Source organism: Bradyrhizobium sp. WSM471, from assembly GCF_000244915.1.
GTDB lineage: Bacteria > Pseudomonadota > Alphaproteobacteria > Rhizobiales > Xanthobacteraceae > Bradyrhizobium.
The window spans coordinates 6,278,311-6,304,210 of the sequence record NZ_CM001442.1; the positions used below are offsets into that span (position 1 = coordinate 6,278,311).

The 25,900-nt window shown below is 65.0% G+C and carries 24 protein-coding genes; 6 read left to right on the forward strand and 18 right to left on the reverse strand.

What is annotated here, in order from left to right; genetic code table 11:
• Positions 1–2: 2 nt before the first annotated feature.
• Together BRA471DRAFT_RS28620 and BRA471DRAFT_RS28625 are read right to left on the reverse strand one after the other, a co-directional pair.
• Positions 3–971 carry an NAD(P)-dependent oxidoreductase gene (locus BRA471DRAFT_RS28620; RefSeq protein ID WP_007613703.1) on the reverse strand — a complete coding sequence of 323 codons (969 nt, stop codon included), beginning with the start codon at positions 969–971 and terminating at the stop codon, positions 3–5.
• 161 nt (positions 972–1,132) lie between these two features.
• Positions 1,133–2,320 (reverse strand): L,D-transpeptidase, encoded by a 1,188-nt coding sequence (locus BRA471DRAFT_RS28625; protein WP_007613704.1) that lies wholly within the window; start codon positions 2,318–2,320, stop codon positions 1,133–1,135.
• 321 nt (positions 2,321–2,641) lie between these two features.
• Here BRA471DRAFT_RS28625 and BRA471DRAFT_RS28630 point away from each other — a divergent pair, with 321 nt between their 5' ends.
• Positions 2,642–3,484: a hypothetical protein gene (locus BRA471DRAFT_RS28630; RefSeq protein WP_007613705.1), complete on the forward strand. Its 843-nt coding sequence runs from the start codon at positions 2,642–2,644 to the stop codon at positions 3,482–3,484.
• Between the two features lie 2 nt (positions 3,485–3,486).
• Here the strand turns inward: BRA471DRAFT_RS28630 and sseA are convergent, their stop codons facing one another.
• The 3 genes from sseA to BRA471DRAFT_RS28645 form a co-directional block, all read right to left on the reverse strand.
• Positions 3,487–4,341: a 3-mercaptopyruvate sulfurtransferase gene (gene sseA / locus BRA471DRAFT_RS28635; RefSeq protein WP_007613706.1), complete on the reverse strand. Its 855-nt coding sequence runs from the start codon at positions 4,339–4,341 to the stop codon at positions 3,487–3,489.
• 163 nt (positions 4,342–4,504) lie between these two features.
• The gene (locus BRA471DRAFT_RS28640; RefSeq protein ID WP_007613708.1) at positions 4,505–4,918 is read right to left on the reverse strand and encodes a rhodanese-like domain-containing protein; all 414 of its coding nucleotides are present in this window, start codon (positions 4,916–4,918) and stop codon (positions 4,505–4,507) included.
• A 131-nt stretch (positions 4,919–5,049) separates the two neighbouring features.
• Positions 5,050–6,225, reverse strand: a complete 1,176-nt coding sequence (locus BRA471DRAFT_RS28645) for a VWA domain-containing protein (RefSeq protein WP_007613710.1) — start codon at positions 6,223–6,225, stop codon at positions 5,050–5,052.
• A gap of 123 nt (positions 6,226–6,348) precedes the next feature.
• Here BRA471DRAFT_RS28645 and BRA471DRAFT_RS28650 point away from each other — a divergent pair, with 123 nt between their 5' ends.
• A complete protein-coding gene (locus BRA471DRAFT_RS28650) occupies positions 6,349–6,594 on the forward strand; it encodes a GlsB/YeaQ/YmgE family stress response membrane protein (protein WP_007613712.1) in 246 nt (81 codons plus the stop codon).
• Between the two features lie 92 nt (positions 6,595–6,686).
• Positions 6,687–7,529 (forward strand): MoxR family ATPase, encoded by an 843-nt coding sequence (locus tag BRA471DRAFT_RS28655; protein ID WP_007600695.1) that lies wholly within the window; start codon positions 6,687–6,689, stop codon positions 7,527–7,529.
• A 951-nt stretch (positions 7,530–8,480) separates the two neighbouring features.
• Here BRA471DRAFT_RS28655 and BRA471DRAFT_RS28660 read toward each other — a convergent pair.
• From BRA471DRAFT_RS28660 to BRA471DRAFT_RS28680, 5 genes are all read right to left on the reverse strand, one after another.
• On the reverse strand, positions 8,481–8,978 hold the full coding sequence (locus tag BRA471DRAFT_RS28660) for a hypothetical protein (RefSeq protein WP_157234104.1): 498 nt from the start codon (positions 8,976–8,978) through the stop codon (positions 8,481–8,483).
• Positions 8,979–9,145: 167 nt separating this feature from the next.
• Positions 9,146–10,792 (reverse strand): GMC family oxidoreductase, encoded by a 1,647-nt coding sequence (locus BRA471DRAFT_RS28665; RefSeq protein ID WP_007613714.1) that lies wholly within the window; start codon positions 10,790–10,792, stop codon positions 9,146–9,148.
• A gap of 16 nt (positions 10,793–10,808) precedes the next feature.
• Positions 10,809–11,402: a GNAT family N-acetyltransferase gene (locus BRA471DRAFT_RS28670; RefSeq protein ID WP_007613716.1), complete on the reverse strand. Its 594-nt coding sequence runs from the start codon at positions 11,400–11,402 to the stop codon at positions 10,809–10,811.
• A gap of 199 nt (positions 11,403–11,601) precedes the next feature.
• Positions 11,602–12,528: an SMP-30/gluconolactonase/LRE family protein gene (locus BRA471DRAFT_RS28675; protein WP_007613719.1), complete on the reverse strand. Its 927-nt coding sequence runs from the start codon at positions 12,526–12,528 to the stop codon at positions 11,602–11,604.
• A gap of 134 nt (positions 12,529–12,662) precedes the next feature.
• A complete protein-coding gene (locus tag BRA471DRAFT_RS28680) occupies positions 12,663–13,496 on the reverse strand; it encodes an AraC family transcriptional regulator (RefSeq protein ID WP_007613721.1) in 834 nt (277 codons plus the stop codon).
• 177 nt (positions 13,497–13,673) lie between these two features.
• Here BRA471DRAFT_RS28680 and BRA471DRAFT_RS28685 point away from each other — a divergent pair, with 177 nt between their 5' ends.
• Complete coding sequence (locus tag BRA471DRAFT_RS28685; protein ID WP_007613724.1) at positions 13,674–14,777, forward strand: mandelate racemase/muconate lactonizing enzyme family protein; 1,104 nt, start codon at positions 13,674–13,676, stop codon at positions 14,775–14,777.
• Positions 14,778–14,786: 9 nt separating this feature from the next.
• Here the strand turns inward: BRA471DRAFT_RS28685 and BRA471DRAFT_RS28690 are convergent, their stop codons facing one another.
• A complete protein-coding gene (locus BRA471DRAFT_RS28690) occupies positions 14,787–15,143 on the reverse strand; it encodes a hypothetical protein (protein WP_007613726.1) in 357 nt (118 codons plus the stop codon).
• Between the two features lie 181 nt (positions 15,144–15,324).
• On the opposite strand from BRA471DRAFT_RS28690, the gene BRA471DRAFT_RS28695 reads away from it, so the two are divergent.
• Complete coding sequence (locus BRA471DRAFT_RS28695; RefSeq protein WP_007595594.1) at positions 15,325–15,549, forward strand: hypothetical protein; 225 nt, start codon at positions 15,325–15,327, stop codon at positions 15,547–15,549.
• 278 nt (positions 15,550–15,827) lie between these two features.
• Here the strand turns inward: BRA471DRAFT_RS28695 and BRA471DRAFT_RS28700 are convergent, their stop codons facing one another.
• Positions 15,828–16,484 (reverse strand): glutathione S-transferase family protein, encoded by a 657-nt coding sequence (locus BRA471DRAFT_RS28700; protein ID WP_007613727.1) that lies wholly within the window; start codon positions 16,482–16,484, stop codon positions 15,828–15,830.
• Between the two features lie 169 nt (positions 16,485–16,653).
• Here BRA471DRAFT_RS28700 and BRA471DRAFT_RS28705 point away from each other — a divergent pair, with 169 nt between their 5' ends.
• Positions 16,654–17,877, forward strand: coding sequence for a polyhydroxyalkanoate depolymerase (locus BRA471DRAFT_RS28705; RefSeq protein WP_007613729.1), 1,224 nt, complete (start codon positions 16,654–16,656; stop codon positions 17,875–17,877).
• Between the two features lie 10 nt (positions 17,878–17,887).
• On the opposite strand, the gene BRA471DRAFT_RS28710 is transcribed toward BRA471DRAFT_RS28705, so the two are convergent.
• The 6 genes from BRA471DRAFT_RS28710 to BRA471DRAFT_RS28735 all read right to left on the reverse strand — a co-directional run bounded on the left by BRA471DRAFT_RS28710 (position 17,888) and on the right by BRA471DRAFT_RS28735 (position 25,831).
• Positions 17,888–19,756 carry an ABC transporter ATP-binding protein gene (locus BRA471DRAFT_RS28710; RefSeq protein WP_007613731.1) on the reverse strand — a complete coding sequence of 623 codons (1,869 nt, stop codon included), beginning with the start codon at positions 19,754–19,756 and terminating at the stop codon, positions 17,888–17,890.
• 201 nt (positions 19,757–19,957) lie between these two features.
• Positions 19,958–20,884 carry a glyoxylate/hydroxypyruvate reductase A gene (locus BRA471DRAFT_RS28715; protein ID WP_007613733.1) on the reverse strand — a complete coding sequence of 309 codons (927 nt, stop codon included), beginning with the start codon at positions 20,882–20,884 and terminating at the stop codon, positions 19,958–19,960.
• 12 nt (positions 20,885–20,896) lie between these two features.
• The gene (locus tag BRA471DRAFT_RS28720) at positions 20,897–22,225 is read right to left on the reverse strand and encodes an FAD-binding oxidoreductase (protein WP_007613739.1); all 1,329 of its coding nucleotides are present in this window, start codon (positions 22,223–22,225) and stop codon (positions 20,897–20,899) included.
• Positions 22,226–22,283: 58 nt separating this feature from the next.
• On the reverse strand, positions 22,284–23,159 hold the full coding sequence (locus BRA471DRAFT_RS28725) for an ABC transporter permease (RefSeq protein ID WP_007613740.1): 876 nt from the start codon (positions 23,157–23,159) through the stop codon (positions 22,284–22,286).
• 2 nt (positions 23,160–23,161) lie between these two features.
• On the reverse strand, positions 23,162–24,112 hold the full coding sequence (locus BRA471DRAFT_RS28730) for an ABC transporter permease (protein WP_007613742.1): 951 nt from the start codon (positions 24,110–24,112) through the stop codon (positions 23,162–23,164).
• Between the two features lie 27 nt (positions 24,113–24,139).
• A complete protein-coding gene (locus BRA471DRAFT_RS28735) occupies positions 24,140–25,831 on the reverse strand; it encodes a peptide ABC transporter substrate-binding protein (protein ID WP_007613744.1) in 1,692 nt (563 codons plus the stop codon).
• Positions 25,832–25,900: the final 69 nt, after the last annotated feature.

The following is a 25,900-nucleotide window of genomic DNA, read 5'->3' on the forward strand; positions in this document are numbered from 1 at the left end:
CCTCAGGCCGCCGAGCGGTGACTGGTGGGCTGCCGTGCCGCGTCGGCAAAGCCGTCGCGCCAAGAGGCATGCGCCGGCAGCCAGCCGAGCTCGCGCTTGGCCTTGCCGTTGGAGGCTCCACGCACCTCCGTCATCATCGCAACCATATGCTCGCCTGCGAGCAGGCGCCCGAGCCAGGCAGGAATGTGACGCGGCGGCTTGGCACCCAGGAGTTCGGCCAGCGCGGGCAACCAGTCCTTCACCGGCGCCGGATGATCGTCGACGATATTGTAGATGCTGCCCGCGCGCCCGCGTTCGAGCGCGGCAAGCGTGGCAGAGGCGGCATCTTCGGTGTGAATGAACGACCACGTGCCGCCGCCATCGCCGATCACGGGCACACGCCGGTGGTGCAGCTGGTCGATCATCGCCGGCGAGAGCGTGCCGGTGCCGGGTCCATAGAAGAATCCATAGCGCAGCACGATGCCCTCCGGCTTCGTTGAAGCGGTGACGCTTCGCTCCAGATACCGGATTGCCTCAAGCGTGCGTCGCAGCTCTCGCGGCGGATGCGGGTCGAGCTCATCGGTCTCGGTCTTCACCGTTCCCCCGGCGCGACTGAAGATCCAGCCGCAGAAGCTTTGCGCGATGAAGCGCCTGGCGCCGACCTCGCGTGCGGCGTTGAGCAGAATGTCGGTTCCGCGGGTGCGGAGCGCGTTGGTTCGCGCGAAGGCCCGATCGAAATGACGGAGATCGGTGGCGGCCGCGAGATCTGTCATCTGGTGGATGACGGCGTCGGGCTGTGCTGCAATCACCGCAGCGCGCATGCCGTCGGCATCGAGGCCGTCGGCGACGACCGGCTCCGCACCCAATCGCCGCACAAGGTCTGTTTTTGCCGCATTCCGTGTCGTGCCGATCACGGAATGACCCGCGGCGACCAGCGCCGGAACAAGATACTGACCGACCGCGCCGGTCGCGCCCGCAACAAAGATGCGCATCCTGTGCTCCTCAATTCGTTGCAATCCTCCCGGGACGTAATCGAGGTGCGGAGCCGTTCAAGGAGGCATGCGCAAGCGAGACATGCGCGCATGCGTCAAATGATGACGGCGCGTGACCGAAGGTCACGCGCCGTCATCAGATCAATTCTTGCGAGGCCGATTCAGCGCACGGTGACGGGCGCGGGCAGCGGCGGGACCACCGTCGGCTGGGTGCCTCCGACCGGGCCGGCCTGTGCAGCCATCGGAGCGGGCCCGGCAGCGCCGGGCATGGGCGCGGCGGATGCGGTCGCAGTTCCCGGCGGCGGACCACCCGGCATCACGACCACGCGGGTGCCGACCTTGACGCGATCGAACAGGTCGGAGACGTCCTCGTTCAGCATGCCGATGCAGCCGGAGGACACGAACTTGCCGATGGTCGAGGGCTGGTTGGTGCCGTGGATGCGGTAGACAGTCGAGCCGAGATACATCGCGCGGGCGCCGAGCGGATTGCCGGGACCGCCGGCCATGAAGCGCGGCAGATAGGGCTGGCGCTCGATCATCTCGGTCGGCGGATGCCAATCCGGCCACTCGGCCTTGCGGGTGATCTTCTGCACGCCGGTCCAGGTGAAGCCGTCGCGGCCGACGCGAACGCCGTAGCGGATCGCACGGCCATTGCCGAGCACGTAATAGAGGTAGGTATTCGGGGTATCGACGATGAGTGTTCCGGCCGGCTCCTTGGTCACCAGCGAGACCTCCTGGCGGCGCAGGTTCTGCGGCAGCTGCGCCGGAGCAGCGTCAGGCTGCTCCTCGGGCGGCAGCGAGGCGATCGCCATCGGCCGGCCGTCGGCACCCGCGGGCGGCTGCCCGGCCTGGACCGTTCCGGTCGCGCCGGGACCACCGACTGCCTCCGGCGGACGCAGGCCGTCACTGCCGGGCGCTTGATCCGGACGATCGGCGTAGATCACCGCGGGCGGGCCGGCGGGGCGGCCGTAGCGCGGATCGTCGGGCGACGTCACGGGACCCTGCGGCGGCGCGGCCGAGTAGACGGGGGCGCCGGCGGGACGGCCATAACGGGGATCATCGGGCGACATCACCGGACCCTGCGGCGGCGCGGCGGAATACACCGGCGGAGCGCCGGGCGGACGGCCGTAGCGCGGATCCGGGCCAGGCGGCGGCAGCGCTGCCTGCGGCATCGAATCGTCTTCATCGTCCAGTGCGTCGAAACTCGGCGCGCGGTCGCCGGGCCGATATTCGGCCGGCGCGCCATAGCTCGGCGCCTGCTGGACCGGATAGCTCTGGGCCTGTGCGAGCGAGGTTCCCGCCGCAGCGACTGTTGCGGCAGCGCATATCGTCAGAAAATGTTTGATCATCATCGCTCTTGTATAGTCCCCGGGCCCCGTCCGGACCGTTAACGGCCAGATGACCGAAGATAGCGGCACATTCAAGACACTACAGGCGGATTTGTGCCTGATTTGCCAATTTGTGATCCGCAAGACTACCGTTGCCTCCTTGCATCAGGGGACGAAAATCAACCCCCGCCCGAGATCGCCGGAGTCGCCGGCTCCGTTTTTTACGGAACGGCGCGGAATCGTTGCGGTATGTTCGAATTAGCCTGATTCGCCTCCGCTTTGAGCTTCGATCCCCGCGTGGCGAACGCGGCAAGCAGTACCGTCACCGCGTTCAGATGGCTCATGGGCCCTGGCCACTTCGCCGCCGGGGCGGAAATTCGCAATCCCTCGATGCTTCCCGGCTTTCGCTTCCTGTTTGCCGCGATCCTGCTGTCAGCCTCCATCCTGGTATTCGGCCTGGGCGCCGCCGCGCTGCTGCGGGCGAGCCACGAGCAGTATGTCAGCAACCCCTCCTGGCGGAATGGTCCGCAGGAGCAGGTATTTGCACAAGCTCCCGAGCCGGCCCAGCCGGTGCTCGCGGTCCTCCGCGCCGAACCGGAGGCGGCCACCGATCCGACGCCGTCGCTGCGCGATCAAGTCCCGACCATCGCGCTGCCGATGAGCGAGCCCGAGCCGGTCGTCATGGTGACAACCGAGACCGACGGTCAGCCGCAGGTCGTTGCACCTCCGGCTGACGTCCCGGCCGAACCGGCCAATGTCGAGGCCAAGGCCGAGACGACGACGGACGCCGCGGCGCCAGCCTCAAGCAACACGCTTACTCCGGCCGACGCCAGCGCATCCATCGCCGAGGCGAAGCCCGTTTCGATCGCTCCCACGAGCAAACCAACACCTGCCGTCCCCAGCGCAGCCTCGGCTTCGTCCAGGTTCGACATGGCGAGCGCGAAGTTCGCCGCATTGAACGACCCGGCGACCACGGCCTGGAAGGGTCCGCCGGCGAAGGTCAAGGCCGACTCTAAGGCCGACAGCAGTTCGCCGGAGAGCAAGGCGACCAAGCCGCGGGCGCATCGGGTGAAGAAGCGCCGCCGCATTGTTCGGCGTCCGCCGCCGCCGGTTCAGCAACTCGATGCGTTCGGACAACCGCAACCCACGCTCGCCGCAACGACGACCGCGCGCGCACATCAGTAGGGTTACGCCGGCCCCGTTGCGATCGGCGGTCCCTTTTCCTGCCCCCATTCCGACCATGAGCCGTCGTAAAGCGCGGTGTCGGTGATGCCGAGGCGATAGAGCGCCAGCGTCAGCACGCCGGCAGAGACCCCGGAGCCGCAGCTCGTCACGATCGGCGCATCGAGCTTGACGCCGGCGTTGGTGAAGGCAACGCGGAGATCATCGAGCGGCTTCATCGTGCCGGTCGCGGCGTCGAACAGGAGATTGTAGGGCACGTTGCGCGCGCCCGGGATATGGCCGGAGCGGATGCCTGCGCGTGGCTCCGGCGCCCGGCCCTCGAACCGGTCGGCGGCGCGCGCATCGATCACCTGCTCGGCACGGCTTTCGACGTTCGCGATCAATTGCTGCATGCTGCGCACGCGTTTGGAATCGTAGCTCGCCTTGAATGTCGCCGGCTTCGGCTTTGTCTCGCCGCTCTCGACAGGACGCCCCTCGGCGCGCCACTTCTTCAGGCCGCCATTGAGGATGCGCACATTGCCGTGGCCGAAAGCCAGGAACATCCACCACGCGCGGGGAGCAGCGACCCAGCCGCCGGCATCGTAGATCACGACGGTGTCGGCATTGGAGATGCCGAGATGACCCACGTCGCGACCGAACTGCTCGGCGCTCGGATACATGTGCGGCAGCGGGTTGGAATGGTCGGACACCGCGTCGACGTCGAAGAACACCGCGCCAGGCAGATGCGCGGCGAGATAGTCGTCCTTTGGCAGCGGCAGCACGCCCGGCAGCTTGAAGCTGGCGTCGAGCACCTTGACGTTGGCATCGTTGATGTGGGCGGCGAGCCATTCGGTGGAAACGAGGGGATCGGTGGCGGTCATTGCATGCTCCGGCAGTTGTCTCGGTCGTCATGGCCGGGCTTGTCCCGGCCATCCACGTTCTTCTTCGCGACAAAGACGTGGATGCCCGGGTCATCTAGCGCGAAGACGCGCTTCGCGCTTTTGCCCGGGCATGACGGAGTGTGTGGTGAGAGAGGTATTCATCTCACCCCTTCTTCTTCGGCTCCCACTGCTCGACCGGCCCGCCGGCGTCGCGCCAGGCGGCGTAGCCGCCGGCGATGTGGGCGACGGGCTTGAGGCCCATGTCCTGCGCAGTCTTGGCGGCGAGCGCGGAGCGCAAGCCGCCGGCGCAATGGAAGACGAACTTCTTGTCCTCCTGGAACACCGGCTTCGCATAAGGGCTCTGCGGATCGATCCAGAATTCGAGCATGCCGCGGGTGCAGGCGAACGCGCCGGGGATGCGGCCGTCACGCTCGATCTCGCGGGGATCGCGGATGTCGACGATGACGACGTCGCCGTTCTTCGAGATCTCGATGGCGTCCTTGGCGGTGAGCGTCTCGATCTCGGCATTGGCCTCGTCGATCAGCGCCTTGATGCCGCGGGTGATGGTCTGGGGCATGGTCTTCCCTTCTTCTCTTCCGTCGTTCCGGGGCGATCGCGAAGCGAGCGAACCCGGAACCTCGATCGGCATCAACAACTGCGAGATTCCGGGTTCGCGCTGCGCGCGCCCCGGAATGACGGCGTGTGTGGCTAGTGCGTCAATTCCTTCATCGCACCTTCCAGCCCCTCGATCGTGATTGGATACATGCGGTTGGCGAAGATGCGCTTGATGATCGTGGTGGATTCCGAATAGTCCCAGTGCTTCTGTTGCACCGGGTTCAGCCACACCGAATGCGGATAGGTGCGGATGATGCGGTCGAGCCAGACCGAGCCGGGCTCTTCGTTGACGTGCTCGACCGAGCCGCCGGGCACCATGATCTCGTAAGGCGACATCGAGGCGTCGCCGACGAACACGATCTTGTAGTCGTGCGGGTATTTGTGAAGCACGTCCCAGGTCGGCGTGCGGTCGGTGAAGCGGCGCTTGTTCTGCTTCCACACGCCTTCATAGAGGCAGTTGTGGAAGTAGAAATACTCCATGTGCTTGAACTCGCTCTTCGCCGCCGAGAACAGCTCCTCGACCTGCTCGATATGTGCGTCCATCGAGCCGCCGATGTCGAAGAACACCAGCAGCTTCACCGCGTTGCGCCGCTCGGGCCGCATGTGCACGTCGAGATAGCCGTGATTGGCGGTCTCGCGGATGGTGGTATCGAGATCGAGCTCGTCCGGCGCGCCAGTGCGCGCGAATTTGCGCAGGCGCCGCAGCGCCACCTTGATGTTGCGGATGCCGAGCTCGACATTGCCGTCGAGATCCTTGAACTCACGCTTGTCCCACACCTTCACGGCGCGGTTGTTGCGGTTCTTCTCCTGGCCGATGCGAACGCCTTCGGGATTGTAGCCATGGGCGCCGAACGGCGAGGTGCCGGCCGTGCCGATCCACTTGCTTCCGCCCTGATGGCGGCCCTTCTGCTCCTCGAGGCGCTTCTTCAGGGTCTCCATGAGCTTGTCCCAGCCCATGGCCTCGATCTGCTTCTTCTCGTCTTCCGTCAGGTACTTTTCGGCGAGCTTCTTCAGCCACTCTTCGGGGATCTCGGCCCCCTCCATGGCGTCGAGCAGACTTTCCAGCCCCTTGAAGACGGTGCCGAAGACGCGGTCGAACTTGTCGAGGTTGCGCTCGTCCTTCACCAGCGAGGTGCGCGAGAGATAGTAGAAATTCTCGACCGAATAGTCCGCGAGGTCAGCGTCGAGCGCCTCCATCAGCGTGAGGTATTCGCGCAGCGTCACGGGGACCTGCGCATCGCGCAGAGAAGTGAAGAATTGCAGGAACATGGGTGACAGATTGCCCGTCGGGGGGCGAACGTCAAGGGGCGGAGGCCACGGCTCTGCGCTGGACCGGGAGGGTTTTTGCTCTAGAATTGGCGGTCTCACGGGGTTGTTTTGGGGACGTTTGCAATGGGAATTCTCGCAGCGCTCATCATTGGCGCGATCGCAGGCTGGCTTGCCGGCAAGATTGTCCATGGGGCGGGATTTGGGCTGATCGGCAACATCGTCGTCGGCATCATCGGTGCACTTGTGGCCAGCTGGATTCTGCCTCAGCTGCATATCCAGCTCGCAACGGGCACGGTCGGGGCCATCGTGGATGCCACGATCGGCGCGGTGATTGTGCTCGTCATCCTTTCGCTGATAAAACGGGTCTGAAAGCCTGACCGAACCAGGAACGGCCGCCATGCGCGGCCGTTCCCATGTCGCGACCGGGGCACCGCCGGGACGACGACCAACAAGGACGCGCGATGAAATTTACCGGCACCAAGGACTATGTTGCGACCGACGATCTCAAGGTCGCGGTCAACGCCTCGATCGTGCTGGAGCGCCCGCTGCTCATCAAGGGCGAGCCCGGCACCGGCAAGACGGTGCTGGCGGAGGAAGTGGCGAAAGCGCTGAACGCCCCGCTTCTGACCTGGCACATCAAGTCCACGACCAAGGCACAGCAAGGCCTCTACGAATACGACGCGGTGTCGCGCCTGCGCGACAGCCAGCTCGGCGATGCCCGCGTGTCCGACATCAAGAACTACATCAAGCGCGGCAAGCTGTGGGATGCCTTCACCGCCGAGCAGCGCCCGGTGCTGCTGATCGACGAGATCGACAAGGCCGACATCGAATTCCCGAACGATCTTTTGCTCGAGCTCGACCGCATGGAATTCCATGTCTACGAGACCGGCGAGACGATCAAGGCCAAGCAGCGCCCGATCATGATGATCACCTCCAACAACGAGAAGGAGCTGCCCGACGCGTTCCTGCGCCGCTGCTTTTTCCACTACATCAAGTTCCCCGATGCCGACACCATGACCCGGATCGTCGACGTCCATTTTCCCGGCATCAAGAAGCGGCTGGTCGAGGAAGCCTTGCGCATCTTCTTCGAGGTCCGCGAGGTGCCCGGTCTGAAGAAGAAGCCGTCCACCTCCGAGCTGCTCGACTGGCTCAAGCTGCTGCTCAACGAAGACATGAGCGTCGAGCAGCTGCGCGAACGCGACCCGCGCAAGCTGATCCCGCCGCTGCACGGCGCGCTGCTCAAGAACGAGCAAGATGTGCATCTGTTCGAGCGACTCGCGTTCTTGAGCAGAAGGGAAGTGTAGGATCGACTCCTCCGCGTTGCGGGCGAGGCAATCGGCCATATCAACCGGTGTCGTCCTGGCGAAGGCCAGGACCCATACCGCGTGATCTATCCATAAAACTCCGGCGCCAGTACCGCCCACCAAACCCCTCCCTGGGGTGGGTCCTGGCTTTCGCCAGGACGACGGTGGTGAAGCATCACGCTTCAACACACCCGCATCCTAAATCGCAGACACGCCTTCGCATCCTCGCGGCGCATTCGCCCGAGCTATGCTCTCTCCGTCACCCCTTTGACAAAGAGGGTGCAGGGAAGGCCGGGTGCCGGCTGGCACCCACGGTCCGCTGTGCGCATGTAGCGCAAAAGGACTGCACAGCGGCATACAGGCGAAGCCCAACACACGGCCTTCCCTGCGCAATGGTCGGACGGCTTATGCCGTGCTCTCCCGGGAGCCGAACTTTCCTTCTGGCCTCCCTCGCCCCGCGAATTGACGATGCCGTCCGCCCGGTTGGGCTCGCGCACATCTCCGCAAAGGCTTGACCGTAGCAACGACGGCCAGGACCACACGGTTTTGCCGTACGCAGCTCATCCGGCTCCGCCAAGAGGCTTCGCCGGACTTCGGCGCCGCTCGTCCGCACGAAGCCTCGGGCTCACAGGGACTACCCGCCCTGCCCGCGCCTCTCGCGCACGACGCTGCTGCGTCCACCGCAACCCGGCCCGCGTTTCGAACGACTCGCGAACCGCCCCTCTTCGTCGGGCCGGGCTGTTTCGACTTATGCCGCAATTCCGAATTTCGGTAAAGTGGAATATTGTTGCGGGATGGGATTGACGGCGTGGCGGTGTTTTGCCCGACGGGCAGCCGTAGGATGGGTAGAGCGCAGCGAAACCCATCAAACTCTTCCCGCGAACGCCGCACCATGATGGATTGCGTTTCGCTCTACCCATTCTAGGGTTGCTCAGATTGGCCGAAGTGGCTTCATGACCGAGACGCGACGCCGGCAGGATCGTGTTTCGAATAGTGAAAGGCGACGATCCGTCCTCCCTGCGGCAGCAATGACAGGTCGAGACCGGCAGGTAGCGGCCATCTGTCCGGTTCGCCGCTGATCCAGGAAACTCCGGTAGTATCGGATGTTGCAACGGCGTCGGCCAGTGCGGTCAGTATGACCTCCGCTCTGTCGTAAAATCGACCGCCGCTCGGCAGCGGTATCAAGCGCTGGAATGCGTCGAGACAGATGACTCCGGATTCTGTCATCAGCCAATCCCGGTCTGCGTGTAAGGAGTACCAAGCCCCGTTGCACGCGACCTTCAGAGGCGCGGCGTCCAAAAGGAGCAAGGTCTCTACAAGGCGCGCCATAAGCAGAGCGCCGGTCGGAAACTCACCGACATACATATCAGGCCGGGCGCGGATAGCATCGAGTGCACTTTTGGTTGGAATTCTAACATCCGGATGATCTGAGCTTTCGTTCATCGCCAACGATCTTCCAAATGTATCCCGTGCCAACCTGCCGTCCGAATGGAGCGTAGCGAAATCCGGGGAATGCAGCCGCGTAAGATAGGTAAAGCGTAGCAAAACCCATCGAATTCTTCCAGCAGAAGACGAGATGATGGGTCTCGCTGCGCTCTACCCATCCTACGCCATCCTCACGCTACCGCCGCATCCGGCACGCGCGCGGCTTCCATCGGCTGCTTGCCGCGGATCAGGTCCGAGGCGCGGTCGGCGATCATCATGGTGGAGGCATTGAGGTTCGCCGAGATCATCCGCGGCATGACGGACGCATCGATGACGCGCAGGCCTTCCAATCCGTGAACGCGGAGCTGGTCGTCGACCACCGCCCAGGTGGAATCCGCCGGGCCCATGCGGCAGGTGCAGCCGGGGTGGAAGGTGGTGGTGCCGCGTTCGGTGGCGGCGGCCAAGAACTCGTCGTCGGTGTTGATGTTGGGGCCCGGGAAATCCTCGTAGGCGTAATAGGGCGACAGCGGCGCGCTCTTCAAAAGCCTGCGCGCAAGCTTCATGCCGCCGACGATGACCCGGCGGTCGAGCTCGGCGTCGAGATAGTTGGTCTGGATGATCGGCGGCGCGAACGGATCTGACGAGCGGATGCGGACATAGCCGCGGCTCTCGGGGCGCTGCTGCCAGGACGCTACGGTCATGCCGGGCTCATCCTCGAGCTGGCCCTGCACGCCTTCCTTGTAGCTCGCCGGGGTGAAGGTGAGCTGGAGATCGGACGAATCCGCACTCTCGCCGGAGTGCCAGAAGCAATAGACCATGGTTGGCGACAGCGAGAGCAGGCCTTTGCGCGCGGTCGCCCATTTCATCGCCTCGACCCAGAGACGCCAGCCGCGACGAAGCTCGTTGATGGTCCTGATGTCTTTGACGCGCGCGACCGTGCGCGGCGCATAATGATCTTGCAGGCCTTCGCCCACCGGAAGCGTGTGACGCACCTGGATGCCGTGGGCGCTGAGCAAATCAGGCGAGCCGATGCCGGAGAGCTGCAAGAGCTGCGGCGAATTATAGGTGCCGCCGGACAGGATCACCTCCTTGTTGGCGCGGACCTCGACCGGCGTGCCGCCAGAGCCGCCCTTCATGTAGCGCACGCCGACGGCGCGCTTGCCCTCGAAGATGATCTCGGTCGCGTGCGCGTGGGTGTGGACATGCACGTTCGGCCGCTTCATCGCGGGCTTGAGGAACGCGGTGGCGCCGGAGACGCGCAGGCCCTTGTCGATGGTGCGCTGGCAGTAGGAGACGCCTTCCTGGGTCTTGCCGTTGTAGTCGGGGTTGCGGGGAATGCCGAGCGAGACCGCGCCTTCCATGAAGGCTTCGCAAAGCGGATCGCGCCAGTTCATGGTGGTGACGGTGAGATTGCCGTCGCGGCCGCGGTAAACGTCCTCGCCCTCGCCGACCCGTTTCTCCAGCCGCCGGAAGTAGGGCAGCACGTCAGCATAGCCCCAGCCGCGATTGCCCATCTGCGCCCAGGTGTCGAAATCCATGCGCTGGCCGCGATTGTAGATATGGCCGTTGATCGAGGACGAGCCGCCGAGCGTCTTGCCGCGGGGCGCGTAGATGCTGCGCCCGCCGGTCCAGGGCCCGACCTCCTGCTGGTAGGCCCAGTTGATGCTCTTCATGTGGAAGGTCTTGATGAAGCCCGCCGGCAGATGGATGTAGGGATGCCAGTCGCTCGGGCCCGCCTCGAGCACGCAGATGCTGGTAGCAGGGTCTTCGCTCAGCCGGCTGGTGAGCACGCAACCGGCGGAGCCCGCGCCGACGATCACATAATCAAATCTGTCCATGGTGCCTCGGCCGCCTCTAGCGCGGCTTGTCGTTGAGTTGATAATTCAAATGCGTTCGCACCGTCGGCCATTCGGCGGCGGTGATGCTGTAGACCACCGTGTCGCGCAGCGTGCCGTTCGGCGCGACCTGGTGGCTGCGCAGGATGCCGTCCTGCTTGGCGCCCAGGCGCTCGATGGCGCGGCGGCTCTGGTGATTGAAGAAATGCGTGCGGAATTCCACCGCGATGCAGTCCAGGGTCTCGAAGGCATGGGTGAGCAGCAGCAGCTTGCACTGCGTGTTGAGCGGGCCGCGCTGCGCGCCCTTGCCATACCAGGTCGAGCCGATCTCGACCCGGCGGTTGGCGGCATCGATGTTCATATAGGTCGTCATGCCCACGATCTTGCCGCTGCCATCGAACACGGTGAAGGGGAGCATCGAGCCCGCGGCCTGAAGACCGAGCCGGCGGTCGATTTCCTTGCCCATGTTGTCCGGCGTCGGAATCGCGGTGTACCAGATGGTGGAGAGCTCGCCGTCCTTCACGGCCTCGACCAGCCCCTCGCGGTGCTGATGCGACAGCGGCTCCAGACCGGCATGCTGTCCGCGCAGGGTGATGGGATCAGGCCAGGGCATCGAATATCTCTCCTTGCGTCATTGCGAGCGAAGCGAAGCAATCCATGCTGTCAGCTCCTCATCCTGTGGAGCGCGGCACGCGCGTCTCGAAGGATGAAGGCCCCGCTGGTGGCCTCGCCCTTCGAGACGCGCGCAAAGGGCGCGCTCCTCAGGGTGAGGGTCTGCCGGATTGCTTCGCTCCTCGCAACGACGGCTTGGCTCACTTGTTCAAAAAGTTCAACGGCAAACCGCTGCGCGGCCAGTCCATGGCGATCAGCTCGCCCTTGCCTGAGAGCGTGATGTAGGCGGTCTTCAGCTCGGGGCCGCCGAAGGCGATGTTGGTGGTGACGCGGTCGCCGGTCGGGATCTGCTCAACCAAGGTACCATCAGGCGCGATCACCGAGATGCAGCCGGAGACGAGGGTGGCGACGCAGACATTGCCGTTCGCTTCGACCGCGAGCGAGTCGAACATCTGGTAGCCGCCGAGGCCGCAGATCGGTTTGCCCCGCTCGCCGCGATAGATCACGTCGCGCGGCTTCAGCGTGCCGGGCGCGGAGAGCTCGTAGGCCCAGAGCCGGCCCGTCGGCGTCTCCGCGATGTAGACGGTGGTCTCGTCGGGCGACAGGCCGATGCCGTTCGCCGGCAACACCCCATGGACGATTTCGACGATCTCCTTCATGCCGGGCTTGAGATAGTACATGCCGCCGACGTCCATCTCGCGCGCGCGGCGCTTACCGAGATCGGAGAACCAGAGGCCGCCCTGCTTGTCGAACACCAGATCGTTCGGCCCGCGCAGATCGTGCTCGCCGCAACGCGTCACGACGGTTTCGATCTGGCCGGATTGCAGATCGACGCGCTGGATCGAGCCGCCGAGATAATCGTCGGGCTGCGGGCCCGGCATGATCATGTTGCGCGTCGGGATCCAGGAGAAGCCGCCATTGTTGCAGATGTAGATCTTGCCGTCGGGGCCGAGGGCCGCGCCGTTCGGGCCGCCCGGAATCTTCGCGACGATCTCCTTGCGCCCGTCGGGATGGATTCGGGTCAGGCGCTGGCCGCGAATTTCCACCAGCACCACCGAGCCGTCCGGCATCACGACCGGCCCTTCGGGAAATTCGAGGTCGGTGGCGAGAACGCGGACGTTGGACATGTGGGACCCTCCCGGCTGCTTCTTATGACTTGCACGGGATGTCCGGCACGGGCCCCACACGCAAGATTGCCTGTGGTTATGACAAAGTCGCCGGGGCTTGCCAAGCAAGCGGGATGGTATGCCAGCGTTGCGCGCTAATCTCGCACGGGTATCCAAATCTCCAGGCCGCCATTGCCGGTGGCGGGATCGAATTTCTCGTCGTAGCGCTCGAAGTTCGGCGCATCGGCGGCCTTCAGGCCGGAGGCCGGCAGCCACTGATTCCAGATCGCGTTCACGGTGCGCCTGATCGAGGCGACGTGGTCGGCGTGGGTGAACACCGCATAGCGCTGCTCGGGGATCCGGATACGGCCGAAGCGGCGCGGCAGCTCGGAGAAATCGGCGACCTCGACGCCGGCGATGTAGTCGAAATTGCCGGCATCGTCGCCGTTGCAGCAGACGCCATAGGCGACCGGTCCAACGCGCGCGGGAATGTCGGCGACCTCCTGGTGGAAGCGCTGCCACAGTCCCGGAATGGCCGCGCCGTTGTCGCAGGAGATGCGCTCGTTGATACCTGCGACGAGAAAGGCCTTTGTGGTTTCGAAGCGGGGGGTGGCGAGCTTGTCGGAGATGGTTGAGTCCATGAGGATCGGCTCCTGGAGCCTGAGATGGCCGGTGCATTGCGCGGCCCGCACCGCCTCGGGCGTGGTGCCGAACTGGTCGCGGAACGCGCGGGTGAATGCTTCGTGCGAGCCGTAATCCGCCTCGAGCGCCAGCGACAGGATATCCGGCGCGCCGTTCGCAAGACTGCGCGCCGCCTCGGTCAGCCGCCGCGCGCGCACGTACCGCATCACCGGCAGGCCGGCGGCTGCGGCAAACGCGCGCACGATGTGGAACCGCGACACGCCCGATATCGCAGCGATCTCATCGAGCGTCATCGGCTCGGCGAGATGGCTCTCGACATACCAGAGCGCGCGTTGGGCTGGGTTCATGGCGTTTCTCGTTCGAAGCGCGACCATGATGCACGGAAGTCCGCGGGCTTCGCTTGATCGGTGTTGCGGTCCCGCAAGAGGATAACGCCGGACCAGCCACTGGCAACGTCCGGGCATTCATGGCTACACTCAGGGCGTCCTTGAAACCGCTCACAAGAAAGCAGGAGGAACGGCGTCATGAAGATCACCGATGTGCGGGCGCACCATATCCGCATCCCCTATGACGCCGGTGTCGCGAGCTTCCGTCAGGGCGCCTCCGCCATCACCGCCCTCGACATGGTGATGGTCGAGGTCAGCACCGACGCCGGGTTGACCGGCTGGGGCGATGCCTTCGCCTATGTCTGCCCCCGCACCACGCGCAGTGCCGTCGAGGAAATGATCGCACCGCAGGCCCGCGGGCTGGAGGTTCCCGATGCCGCCGGCATTCCCGCCTTGATGGAGCAGATCCAGCGCAATCTGCATCTGTTCGGGCGTTACGGCATCACCATGTTCGCGATCTCCGGGCTCGACATCGCGCTGTGGGACCTCGCCGCCAAGGTCAAGGGCGTGCCGCTGCACCGCCTGCTCGGCGGCACCAGGCGCCCGGCCATTCCGGCCTATGCGAGCCTGTTGCGGATCGGTTCGCCCGACAACATCGCCGCCGAATGCAAGAAGGCGCTGGCGCTCGGCTATGGGGCCATCAAGCTGCACGAGACCACGGCACCGGCGGTGTTTGCCGCGCGCGCGGCGATCGGGCCCGGCATTCCGCTGATGGTGGACATGAACTGCCCGCTGTCAGGCGAGCAGGCGATCGCGTTCGCCAGGACATGCCGGGAGGCGCAGCCGATGTTCCTGGAGGAGCCGGTCTGGCCGCCGGAGGATTTTGCGGCGCTCGCCGAGGTCCGCAGCAAGGGCGAACTCGACGTCGCCGCCGGCGAGAACGCCTGCACGGAATATCAATTCCGCCAGATGATGGAGGCGGGCGCGGTCAGCCACGCCCAGCCGTCGGTGATCAAGGTCGGCGGCATCACGGAATTTCTGAAGGTTGCGGTGCTCGCAGATCGGCTCGGCGTCAAGATCGTTCCGCACTCCCCGTATTTCGGCCCCGGCCTGCTGGCGACCTTGCATCTCCTGGCGGGACGCGACGACGGATTGGTCGAGATGTTTTACCTGAAACGCGAGGCCTGCCTGTGGGGCGGCCGCGCCGACGTCGATGCCACCGGCCATGTCCCGGTGCCGACCGGACCCGGACTTGGCTATGAGCCCGAGCGCAGCGTGATGGAGCGATATCGCGTCGCCTGAGCGCGGCGCCTATTTCGCCGCATCCTTCGCCGGTGGCGCATCCTGCTTCTTCTTCACATCCTCCGCGGTCTTCGCCTGCGCGGCCTGGAGATCGCCGAGCGTCTTCTGCAATCCGGCCACGGCCGTCTTCAACGCATCGATCTGGCGAGCCGCGGCGTCCAGCTTTTGCTGGTGATCGAGGTTCAGCTTGGTGATCGTCTTCTGGAGGAAGTCGACGTTGCTCTGGAGGCAGCTGGTGCGGCGCTCCATGGTCTTCTCGACGGTGCAGATCTCGATGCCGGGCACGTCCTGCGCGCGGACCGGCGCAATCGCCAGCGTGGCGAGCAGTGGCATCGCGAAACAGACGCCGGCGGTTCGAAGCAGCATGCAGGTTCCTCGTCAAATCAATCACGGCAATGTGCGCTTTTTGCACGCGGCCTGTCGAGGCTACCACACTCGCACCGCATTCTCGCGTTGAGCTTGCAGCTGTTCCCTCGGACGGGGAGCGATGATCTGCACGCGGAGGAATTGGGCGCTCCTTCCGCGGCTTTGTTTAGGGGAGTTTTTGATGGCAACGCGCGACAGACGACTGGCGGAATTCGACGGCGCCGGAGAACCGCCGCCTGGCCTTGCAGTCGAAGTGCTGTGCGAGGACCACAGCGGGACCTATCAGCTGCCGTTCGCCTGCCGCTATGTCGAGGGACGATGGCAGAACCACACGGCCGGTGTCGCAGTCGAAGCTACCGTCATCGGCTGGCGCGTCCCGCGCATGAAGCATTCAGGCGTGGCCTGAGCACTGATTTTTGTCTCAAAATGCAACGGGGCCGCGTCCCGCCTTAACCTTCGGAACGCGGCCCGAACGAATCACGTCCGAATCAGCCGCAGGGGCCCGTACGCGCCTGTTCACGGCTAGATGTCGCAACTGGCCACCAGGCGCACACAATATCTGCGCAGCGCCTGAGCAGGGCCAGCCGGCCACTGGCGTCAAAAGTTAACGGCTTCAATGACATGACCGCTGGGTGCGGCTGTTGGATGCTCGCTCCCAAAACAGGCAGATGGCACCCGGCCTGCCTAATATTCGACCTCAAGCTCCTCGATCTCGGCCGGCTCGTCCCTTGCCGCCGCGATCCATTCCTTCATCTCCGGCATGGCCATGATGGTATCGGCATAGGCCTGCAGCTGCGGCTCAAGCTTGACGTTATAGGTCACGAAGCGCGTCACCACGGGGGCGTACATCGCGTCAGCCATGGTGCGGGTCTCGCCGAACAGGAAGGGCCCGCCCGATTTGTCCAGGCAGTCGCGCCAGATCGCCCAGACGCGATCGATGTCCGCCTGCGCGCGCGACCAGATCTTGAAGCCGGGGAAGTGCCCCTTCAAATTGACCGGCAGCGAGGCGCGCAAGGTGGTGAAGCCTGAATGGATTTCGCCGCAGATCGAGCGGCAATGCGCACGCTGAACGCGATCCCTAGGCAACAGCCCGGCATCCGGCATCGCCTCGTTGAGATATTCGGCGATCGCCAGCGTATCCCACACGATCGCACCGTCGTGCCGCAGGCATGGCACCAGGATCGACGACGACAACAGCAGGATTTCGGCGCGCGCCGACGCGTCGTCCGGGGCGGTGACGATCTCCTCGAAATCGAGCCCGGAAAATTTCGTCAGCAGCCAGCCACGCAGCGACCAGGACGAATAGTTCTTGCTGCTGATGGTCAGTGTCGCCTTCGCCATGTGGCCTTCCCTCACGCCTGTGACTCGCACCCCGCCCGGACTGCAGGGGTGCGCACCGCCTGTGCTTCCCGCGAAGACAGCAGCAAGCGACGTGCCAATCTCGAGGGCAGCCCATCCCGGGTTTGGCTTCGATATTGCATAGCAGCACGGGACAGGTGGGCGTTTCAGTATGATGTCGATGTATTATCAGGCCTTTCAGAACCATATGGACCTGACGGCGCCGTGGCGGTCGGGAGCTTCGTCCGCGCTCAAATTCCTCAATCTGGTGCCGCAGGGCTTATCGGATCAGGTCGTCGGCCGGCTGTCGGCCGCGCTGGAGCTGATCTCCCGCTCCACCCTCACCTATCACCGCCCCGCCTACGGCATCGACAGCGTCATGGTCGGCAATCGCGAGGTCGCCGTGACCGAGGAGATCGCTTACGCGACCCCGTTCGGCTCGCTGCTGCGCTTCAAGAAGGAGGGCGTGGGCGAGCAGCCGCGCATGCTGCTGGTGGCGCCGATGTCCGGCCATTTCGCGACGCTGCTGCGCGGTACCGTGAAGACGCTGCTCCAGGATCACGACGTCTACATCACCGACTGGCACAATCCGCGCGACATTCCCCGCAGCGAGGGCCGTTTCGGGCTCGACGACTACACCGAGCATCTCATCGACTTCCTCGGCCAATTGGGCCCGCGCCCGCATATGGTCGCGATCTGCCAGCCCTCGGTCTCTGCACTCGCGGCCGCCGCGATCATGTGCGAGGGCAACCATCCTTCGCGACCGGCGACGCTGACGCTGATGGCCGGCCCGATCGACACGCGCATCCAGCCGACCAGGGTCAACGAATTCGCCAAGAGCAGGCCGATCGACTGGTTCGAGCAGAACCTGATCAACTACGTGCCGATGCAGTGCCGCGGTGCCTTGCGGAAAGTCTATCCCGGCTTCGTGCAGCTCACCGCCTTCGTCTCGATGAATCTCGAGCGCCACATCAAGCAGCACATCGATCTCGCCGATCACATCGCCAAGGGCGAGAAGGAGAAGGCGGCCAGCATCAAGACCTTCTACGACGAATATTTCGCCGTGATGGACCTGCCGGCGGAATTCTACATCGAAACCGTGCGCGACGTGTTCCAGGAGCATCTTCTGCCCCAGGGCAAGCTGATGCATCAGGGACGTCCGGTGAACACAAAGGCGGTCAGCCGCATGGGGCTGATGACGGTGGAGGGCGAGAAGGACGACATCTGCTCGATCGGCCAGACGCTGGCCGCGCAAGACCTCTGCACCGGCGTGCGCGCCTATCGCCGCGTCCACCACATGCAGGCCGGCGTCGGCCATTACGGCGTGTTCTCGGGCAAGCGCTGGAACAACGAAATCTACCCGCTGCTGCGGGATTTCGTGCACGTGAACTCCTGAAGCGCTTGCCTCAGACCGACCATTCCTCGCCCCAGACCTGGACGACGTGGCCCGGCGACACCTCGCGATATTGCCGAACCGGCGGCTGGTAGTCGGGCGCGCGCACCGGGCTTCTGATCTCGTCGTTCGCTACCTCGCGCCTGGTGCCGCGGCGCGCTGGATCGGGCACCGGCACGGCCGCCATCAGTTTCTTCGTATAGGGATGCTGCGGATTGCCGAACAAGGCCGCGCGCGGACCGGTCTCGACGATCTCGCCGAGATACATCACCGCGACGCGATGGCTCATGCGCTCGACCACCGCGATATCGTGGGAAATGAAGAGATAGGCAAGTCCCATGCTGGCCTGAAGGTCCAGCATCAGATTGACGACCTGCGCCTTGACCGAAACGTCGAGCGCCGAGACCGCTTCGTCCGCGACGATCAGCTTCGGTCCGAGCGCAAGCGCGCGGGCAATGCAGATGCGCTGGCGCTGGCCACCGGAGAATTCGTGCGGAAAGCGCGCGGCCATGTCGGCGGTGAGACCCACGCGATCGAGCAGATCGGCGACCCTCTCCCGCGCCTGCGACGCCGAGGCGAGCCCGTTGGCGAGCAATGGGGCCGCAATCGCCGTTCCCACCGACATGCGCGGGTTGAGGCTCGCGAACGGATCCTGAAACACGATCTGCATCTGCTTGCGAAAGTCGCGCAGGGTGCGGGCATTCATCGCCAGCACATCCTGCCCGTCGATCAGAACGGTGCCGCTGTCCGGCTCCGTCAGCTTGAGAATGGAGCGGCCCGTCGTCGACTTGCCGCAGCCGGATTCGCCAACCAGCGCCAGCGTCTCCCCGGCGCGCAAGGAGAAGGAGATGTTCTCGACCGCATGGACGCGGCCCGAGACCTTGCCGAACAGGCCCGAGCGGATTGGAAAGCGCGTCGTGAGGTTGGAGACTTCGAGCAGCGGTCGCTCGGCAATCGAAACCGTATCGGGCGTCTCCGCCGGCTCGTCCGAGGTCCCCGTCGCCTTGTCGACGATCGGAAAGCGCATCGGCCGCGTCCGCCCGTCCATCGAGCCGAGGCGCGGCACGGCCGCGAGTAATGACCTTGTATAGGGATGCGACGGCGTTGCGAAGATGCGCGTGGTCGCGTCGGTCTCCACCGCCTGGCCGCCGTACATCACCACGGTGCGATCCGCGATCTCGGCCACCACGCCCATGTCGTGGGTGATGAAGAGGATCGACATCTCCTCTTCCTGCTGAAGCTCCTTCAGAAGCTCCAGGATCTGGGCCTGGATCGTGACGTCGAGCGCGGTGGTCGGCTCGTCCGCAATCAGCAGCCTGGGCTTGCAGGCCAGCGCCATCGCGATCATCACGCGCTGGCGCATGCCGCCGGAGAAACGATGCGGATGCTCGTGGAAGCGCGATTTTGCAGCGGGGATGCGAACACGATCGAGCAAGCGGATGGTCTCGGCCTCCGCCGCCGCGCGCGACAGACCGCGGTGCTGGATCAGTGCTTCCGCAATCTGGAAGCCGATGGTCAGCACCGGATTGAGGCTCGTCATCGGCTCCTGGAAGATCATAGCGATTTCGTTGCCACGAACATCCTTCATGCTCGCTTCGGGCAGCGTCAGCAGGTCGCGACCGGCAAGCCGGACGCTGCCTTCGACCCGGCCGTTCTCCTTCGGAATGAGCCGCATGATCGAGAGCGCGGTGACGCTCTTGCCCGAACCGGACTCGCCGACGATCGCCACGGTTTCCCGCGAGGCAATATCGAACGACACGTCGCGGACGACGGGACTCCATTGCCGTTCGCGCATGAAGGACGTCGTCAGGCCGGAAACCGACAGCACCGGCGACTGCGCGTTGGCAGCGACCTGCTCGGATGCATTTGCGCCGATGCTCATGCGAAAAATCCCGCGCATGCCCCAGCCGAGGTGCGCCCCCTCCCCCGCTTGCGGGGGAGGGTTGGGGAGAGGGTGCTTCCACCAGCGAGGCCCCCCAAGAGGAGAGAGCCCTCACCCGGCGCTACGCGCCGACCTCTCCCGCAAGCGGGAGAGGTGAACCGAGTTCGTGGCTGCACTGATGCCACCATCATCATCGCATCCTCAGTAACCACGACTACGGTCGACACGCCCCGGCAACTCTTCGCCGCGGCGGTGACGCGCGATCACGTCCAGCACGAAATCGACCGCCGTGTCCGGCGTCGTCATGCTGGCATTGTGCGGCGTGACCAGGATGCGCGGGTGGCTCCAGAAAGGGTGACCCGCGGGCAGCGGCTCCGGCTCGGCGACATCGAGGACAGCACCCGACAGCGCGCCGCTGTCGAGCGCCGCGAGAAAATCGGCTTCGACCAGATGCGGGCCACGCCCGACATTGACGAGCGACGCGCCGCGCGGCAGGCGCGCAAACAGATCCGCATTCAGGATGCCGCGGGTCTCATCGGTCAGAGGCAGCAGGCAGACGAGAAGGTCGGTCTGCGCGAGAAAATCCGGCAACGTCTCCATGCCCGCGTAACAGGCGACGCCCTCGATCTCGCGCGGCGAGCGATTCCAGCCGAGAAGTGGAAAGTCGAAAGCTCTGAGCCGTTCGACCACGGCCTGGCCGAGCTGGCCGAGGCCCATCACGCCGACGCGACGACGTTTGGCCGGCGTGATCCGGATCTCGCGCCAGACCTGCGCCTTCTGCTGGCCGATGAAGTACAGGAGGTCGCGATGCAGCGCGAGCACCGCCATGGTGACGTATTCGACCATCGTCTCGGCAATGCCCGGCTCCAGCATGCGCACCAGCGGAATGTGCGGCGGAACTTTTGACGCGTCGAACTGGTCCACGCCCGCACCGACCGAGAAGACCAGCTCGAGATTTGGGAAAGTCGTCGCGATGTCGTCCGGCGGCACCCACGCCACGAGATAGTGGACGTCGACGGGATCGCCGATGTCGGGCCAGAGCCGGAATGGCAGATCGGGCGCGCGCTCGGCGAAGAAGCTCGCCCACTCAGCGCCCCGAACCATGTTGGCCTTGTACAGAACCGTCATGCCGCCAAACCCTCAGAACGGGCTGACCGGCGCGAGCCGGCGGCCGTCGATCAGGCGCTTGTGGCTGTAGGCCGCGGGATCGACCAGCGGTGTCGCGCCCGTCACGATGTCGGCGGCGAGCTTGCCGGCCGCAGGGCCGATGCCAAAGCCGTGGCCGGAGAAGCCGGTGGCCAGGAAGAAGCCGGGCATCGCGTCGACCGGCGAGATCACCGGAATGGTATCCGGCGTGCAGTCGATCGTACCGCCCCACGCTTCCGCGATCTCGATGTCCTTCAATTCAGGATTCGACTTGATCAGCGAAGCCAGCGCGGCATTGACCAGCGACATGTCAGGCGCGGGATCGCGCACGCGCTCGGTTTCGAACGGCGACGGCTTGTCCAGGCTCCAGCTCGTGCCGCGCATGAGCTGGTCGAAGAAGGATTTGCCGAACGACAGTTTCAACCCGTTCTTGCGATGCAGATAGGTCGGCCAGAAGGTCCGCGCATAGCGGAACAGATCGGGCGACAGTTCGACCGTGCCGCGGTTGCGTAGCGCCAGCGTAAAGCCGCCGTCGAGGCGGCGGCGGATGCAATAGAAATCGGTGCCGAGCGCGCCGGAGGTGATCTCCGGCCCCGGCGTGGTCCGGCACGCGGTGGCGTTGACGAGGCCAATCGGCAGCTCGATGCCGTGGCGGCGGCAGAACAGCGACGACCACGCTCCGCCGGACAGCAGCACCGATTGCGTGCGAATGATGCCCTTCTCGGTGACGACGGCGCTCACCCGTCCGCCTTGCGTCTCCAACCCACGCGCGGCGCAGCCCTGATGAATGGTGACGCCGTGCTTTCGCGCGGCGGTCGCAAGCGCCGGCACCGCCATCGACGGCTCGGCGCGCCCGTCGCTCGGCGTGTGCAGGCCGCCGACCCATGCCTCGGCGTTGCCGGGCAGGCGCTCGGCGACCTCCGCCGGCGTCAGCACCGTGGAGTGGACCTGCATCTCGCGCGCCGTTGCGGCCCATCGCTCCCAGCTGGCGAGCTCGTCCTTGCTCTTGGTCAGGAACAGCACGCCGGTACGACGGAAGCCGGCATCGACGCCGGCATCGTTCTGCATGTCTTCCCACAGGCGCAGCGCCTCGCGGGCCAGCGGGATCTCCTCACGCGCACGCCCCTGCTGGCGGCACCAGCCCCAATTGCGGCTCGACTGCTCGCCGCCGACATGGCCCTTCTCGACAAGGGCGACGGAGAGGCCCTTTTTCGCGAGATGATAGGCCGCGGAAACGCCGATCACGCCGCCGCCGATGACGACGACATCCACCTGCGCCGGCAGGCGTTCGTCACTGTTTATGCGGGTGAGCGGCGGGGACATGGGACACTCCAGATATTCAATTCGATCGCGACAGCTCGGCTCGTCGCTGGTTTGCAGATCATGGGATGTTCATTCGCGGATCGAGCGCGTCGCGCAAGCCGTCGCCGAGGAAGTTGAAGCTCGTCACCGCCAGCGTGATGGCGAGGCCCGGCGCAATCGCGAGCCAGGGCGCGCTGGTGAGATAGATCTGCGCGTTGTTGAGCATGTTGCCGAGGCTCGCGGCCGGCGGCTGGATGCCGTAACCGAGATAGCTGAGATAGGATTCCAGCAGAATTGCCTTGGCGACGTTCAGCGTCGCCGCCACCACGATCGGCGCAATCGCATTGGGTACGAGCTCGCGGAACATGATCCGCAGGTTCGACGAGCCGAACGCGAGGGCAGCAACCGCAAACTCGCGCTCCCGCAGCGAGCGCACCTGGGCCTCGACGACGCGGGCCACCCACATCCAGGCGGTTGCCGCGATCAGCACGGTCGTGGTGACGTAGCCGGGCTCGATGAGCGCCGCGAGCGCAAGCAGCAGGAAGATGGTCGGAAAGCACAGCATGGCATCGACGAGCCGCATCAGCACCGCGCCGATGACGCCGCCATAGAAGCCGGCGAAGGCGCCGACGACGATGCCCACCGCCATCGCGATCACCATCGCGACGAAGCCGATCGACAGCGAGACACGCGCGCCCATCATCAGCCGCGCCAGCACGTCGCGGCCGAGTTCGTCGGTGCCGAGGATGTGTGCGCCCGACAGCGGCGGTGCGAACCGCTTCATGATGTCGATATAGGTGTCGTCGAACGGCAGGAGGTACGGGCCGAATGCCGAACCGAGGATGAGAAGCAGAATGATCAACGCGCCCGCGAGCGCAAGGCGGTGCCGGCGGAAGCGCCGCCACGCCGCCTGGCCCGGTGCAAGTTGATTGGTGGAGAGGGCCGCAGTCGCCATCCCTAGCCCACCCGGATGCGCGGATCGACGACGGCATAAAGGATGTCGGCGAGCAGCGACCCGATCAGCACCATGATCGCCGAGAACATCAAAATGCCCATCACCACGGGGTAGTCGCGATAGCCGATCGAATCGAGGAACAGCCGGCCCATGCCGGGCCAGGTGAACACGGTCTCGGCGACCAGTGCACCACCGAGCAGCGTCGGAAACTGAAGGCCGCCCACCGTGATCATCGGCAGCAGCGCGTTGCGCAGGGCGTGAACCGTAAGGATCCGCCATTTCGGCATGCCCTTGGCGCGCGCGGTGCGAATGTAGTCCTGGTTGATGACTTCGAGCATCGAGGAGCGCATGAAGCGGCCCCACATCGCGGTCTCCACCAGCGCCAGCACCAGCGCCGGCGCGATGAGATGATGGAGCAGATCGAGCGGCGAGCCGTCGCCGACGGTCTGCCGGTTGCCGGCCGGCAGCCAGCCGAGCTTCACCGAGAAGACATAGATGGTGACGAGGCCGAACCAGAAGGTCGGGATCGACAGCGCGATCATGGCGCCGACGGTTGCGAGCGAATCGAACAGCGAATAACGGCGCAACGCACCGAGCACGCCGATCCAGCAGCCGAGCAGCACCGCGATGATGGTCGCCGTCGCCATTAGCTCAAGGGTAGCGCCGAGATGCGACGAGATCACCGCCAGCACCGATTCGCCGTCGCGATACGAGCGGCCCCAATCGCCCCTCAGCATCCGGCCGAACCAGTCGAGATACTGGATCGGCAGCGAACGATCGAGCCCGAGCTGCTTCGTAACGCGATCGAGATCCTCCTGCATCATCTGCGCGGACGCCGCGAATTGCGAGAGCGGGCCCCCGGGCGCCAGATGCAGGATGGCGAAGCCGATCGCGGACACGATCACCAGCAACATGATCGCCTGCGCCAGGCGATTGGCGACGTAACGGGCCATCTCAGGCGATCTCGCGCACCTGAACCATCAGGCCCAATACCATTCGCGGATGTTCCAGCAATTGATCGACATGTTGATGTTGGGACGGAAGCCTTGCAGCCCTTCCTTCACGCCTTCGGCGATGAAGCCCTGGAACAGCGGCAGGATCGCGAGGTCGTCGCGGATCAGCTTTTGCAGATTGCCATAGGTCGTCTTGCGCTGCGCCTGATCGAACTGCTTGGCGCCTTCTGCGAGAAGCCGATCCGCCTCCGGGTTGCGATACTGATAGGTGTTGTAGCCGCGGCCGCCCTTGGCTGGAATGGCGCCGGAGCCGAAGCGGGGCGTCACATCGGGGTCGCTGCCGAGCATGAAATTCACCCCCACGATCACCGAGTTGAATTTCGATTGCTGCCAGAAGTCGCCCCAGATCACGGCGGCTGGCATGTTGTTGACGCGCATCGCGGCACCGATCGCGCGCCAGTCCTGGATCAGCAACTGCTGGGTCTGCTCGCGTACCGCGTTGCCCGACGTCGTGGAATTGGCGAATTCGAGCTTGACGCCGCCCTTCTCGCGCACGCCGCCGGCGCCGCGAACCCAACCGGCCGCATCGAGCAGCGTGTTGGCCTTGGCCGGATCGTATTTGTGCTGCGGCAGTCCCTGCTGGAACGACCAGGCCTGTTGCGGCACGAAGCTTTCGGTCTGCGTCGGCAAGCCGTAGTTCAGGGCGTCGATGATCGCCTGCTTGTTGATCGCGAGATAAAGCGCCTCGCGCACGGTGCGGTCCGCCAGCGCGCCGAACTCCAGATTGGGCGCGATGTGCTCGACCGAGGACGTCGAGGAGACGAAGATCTTGCGGCCCTTCAGCGTCTTCGCCTCCTGCACGAAGTTCGGCAAAATGCCTTGCAGGCCGGTGTAGTCGACCTGGCCGGTGCGGAACTGGGTGTAGAGCACGGTGAGATCTGGAATGTATTTGAACACCACGCGTTCCACATACGGCCCCTTGCCGTGATAGCCGGTGTGGGCATTCAGCTGAATGTGGTCGCCCGGCACGCGCTCGCCCCAGCGGAACGGTCCGGTGCCGACAGGCGCATTGTGGAACGGCGAGGCGTTCGGATCGGTCACCTTCTCCAAAATGTGCTTAGGCACGATGAAGGTCAGCGATCCCAGGATCGACATATAGGGCGAATAGGGAGCTTCCATGCGCCAGTGAATCTCGTCCGGCGCGACGACCTTGATGTCCTTCACGAGGCTATGGCCGACGCGGCTGCGCGCGCGGAAATCGGGATTGTTGATCAGCTCGAGCGAGAACTTGACGTCGTCGGCCGTGAACGACGTGCCGTCGTGCCATTTCACGTCGCTGCGGAGCTTGATCTTCCAGGTCAGGCCGTCAGCCGAGAGGCCGCCATTCTCGATCGTCGGGACCTCGCGGGCCAGGTCGGGAACGAACTTGCCATCGGGATCGATGAACCAGAGCGGCGAGAACACCTGCCACCAGATGCCCTGATCGACTTCGATGCCCGGCATCAGGGGATGAAAGACCGTCGGCTCCTGCGACAGCGCCGCGATCACCTGCCCGCGCGGCTTGTCAGGCGGATGGGTCGGGCGTTCGGTCTGCGCGAATGCGTTGCCTGAAAGCGTCCATCCCGCCGCGGCGCCCGCGCCGAGCTGAAAGATCTGACGGCGATTCGGATTGCCAAGATGCAGTGCCCCAACGTCGAACTTCCCGGTGTCGTCCGCCATGACCACTCTCCGTTGTCGCACGTGGCACCGTCTCCCGCGCCCCCGAGATCCCCGGCAAAGGGACAGGAG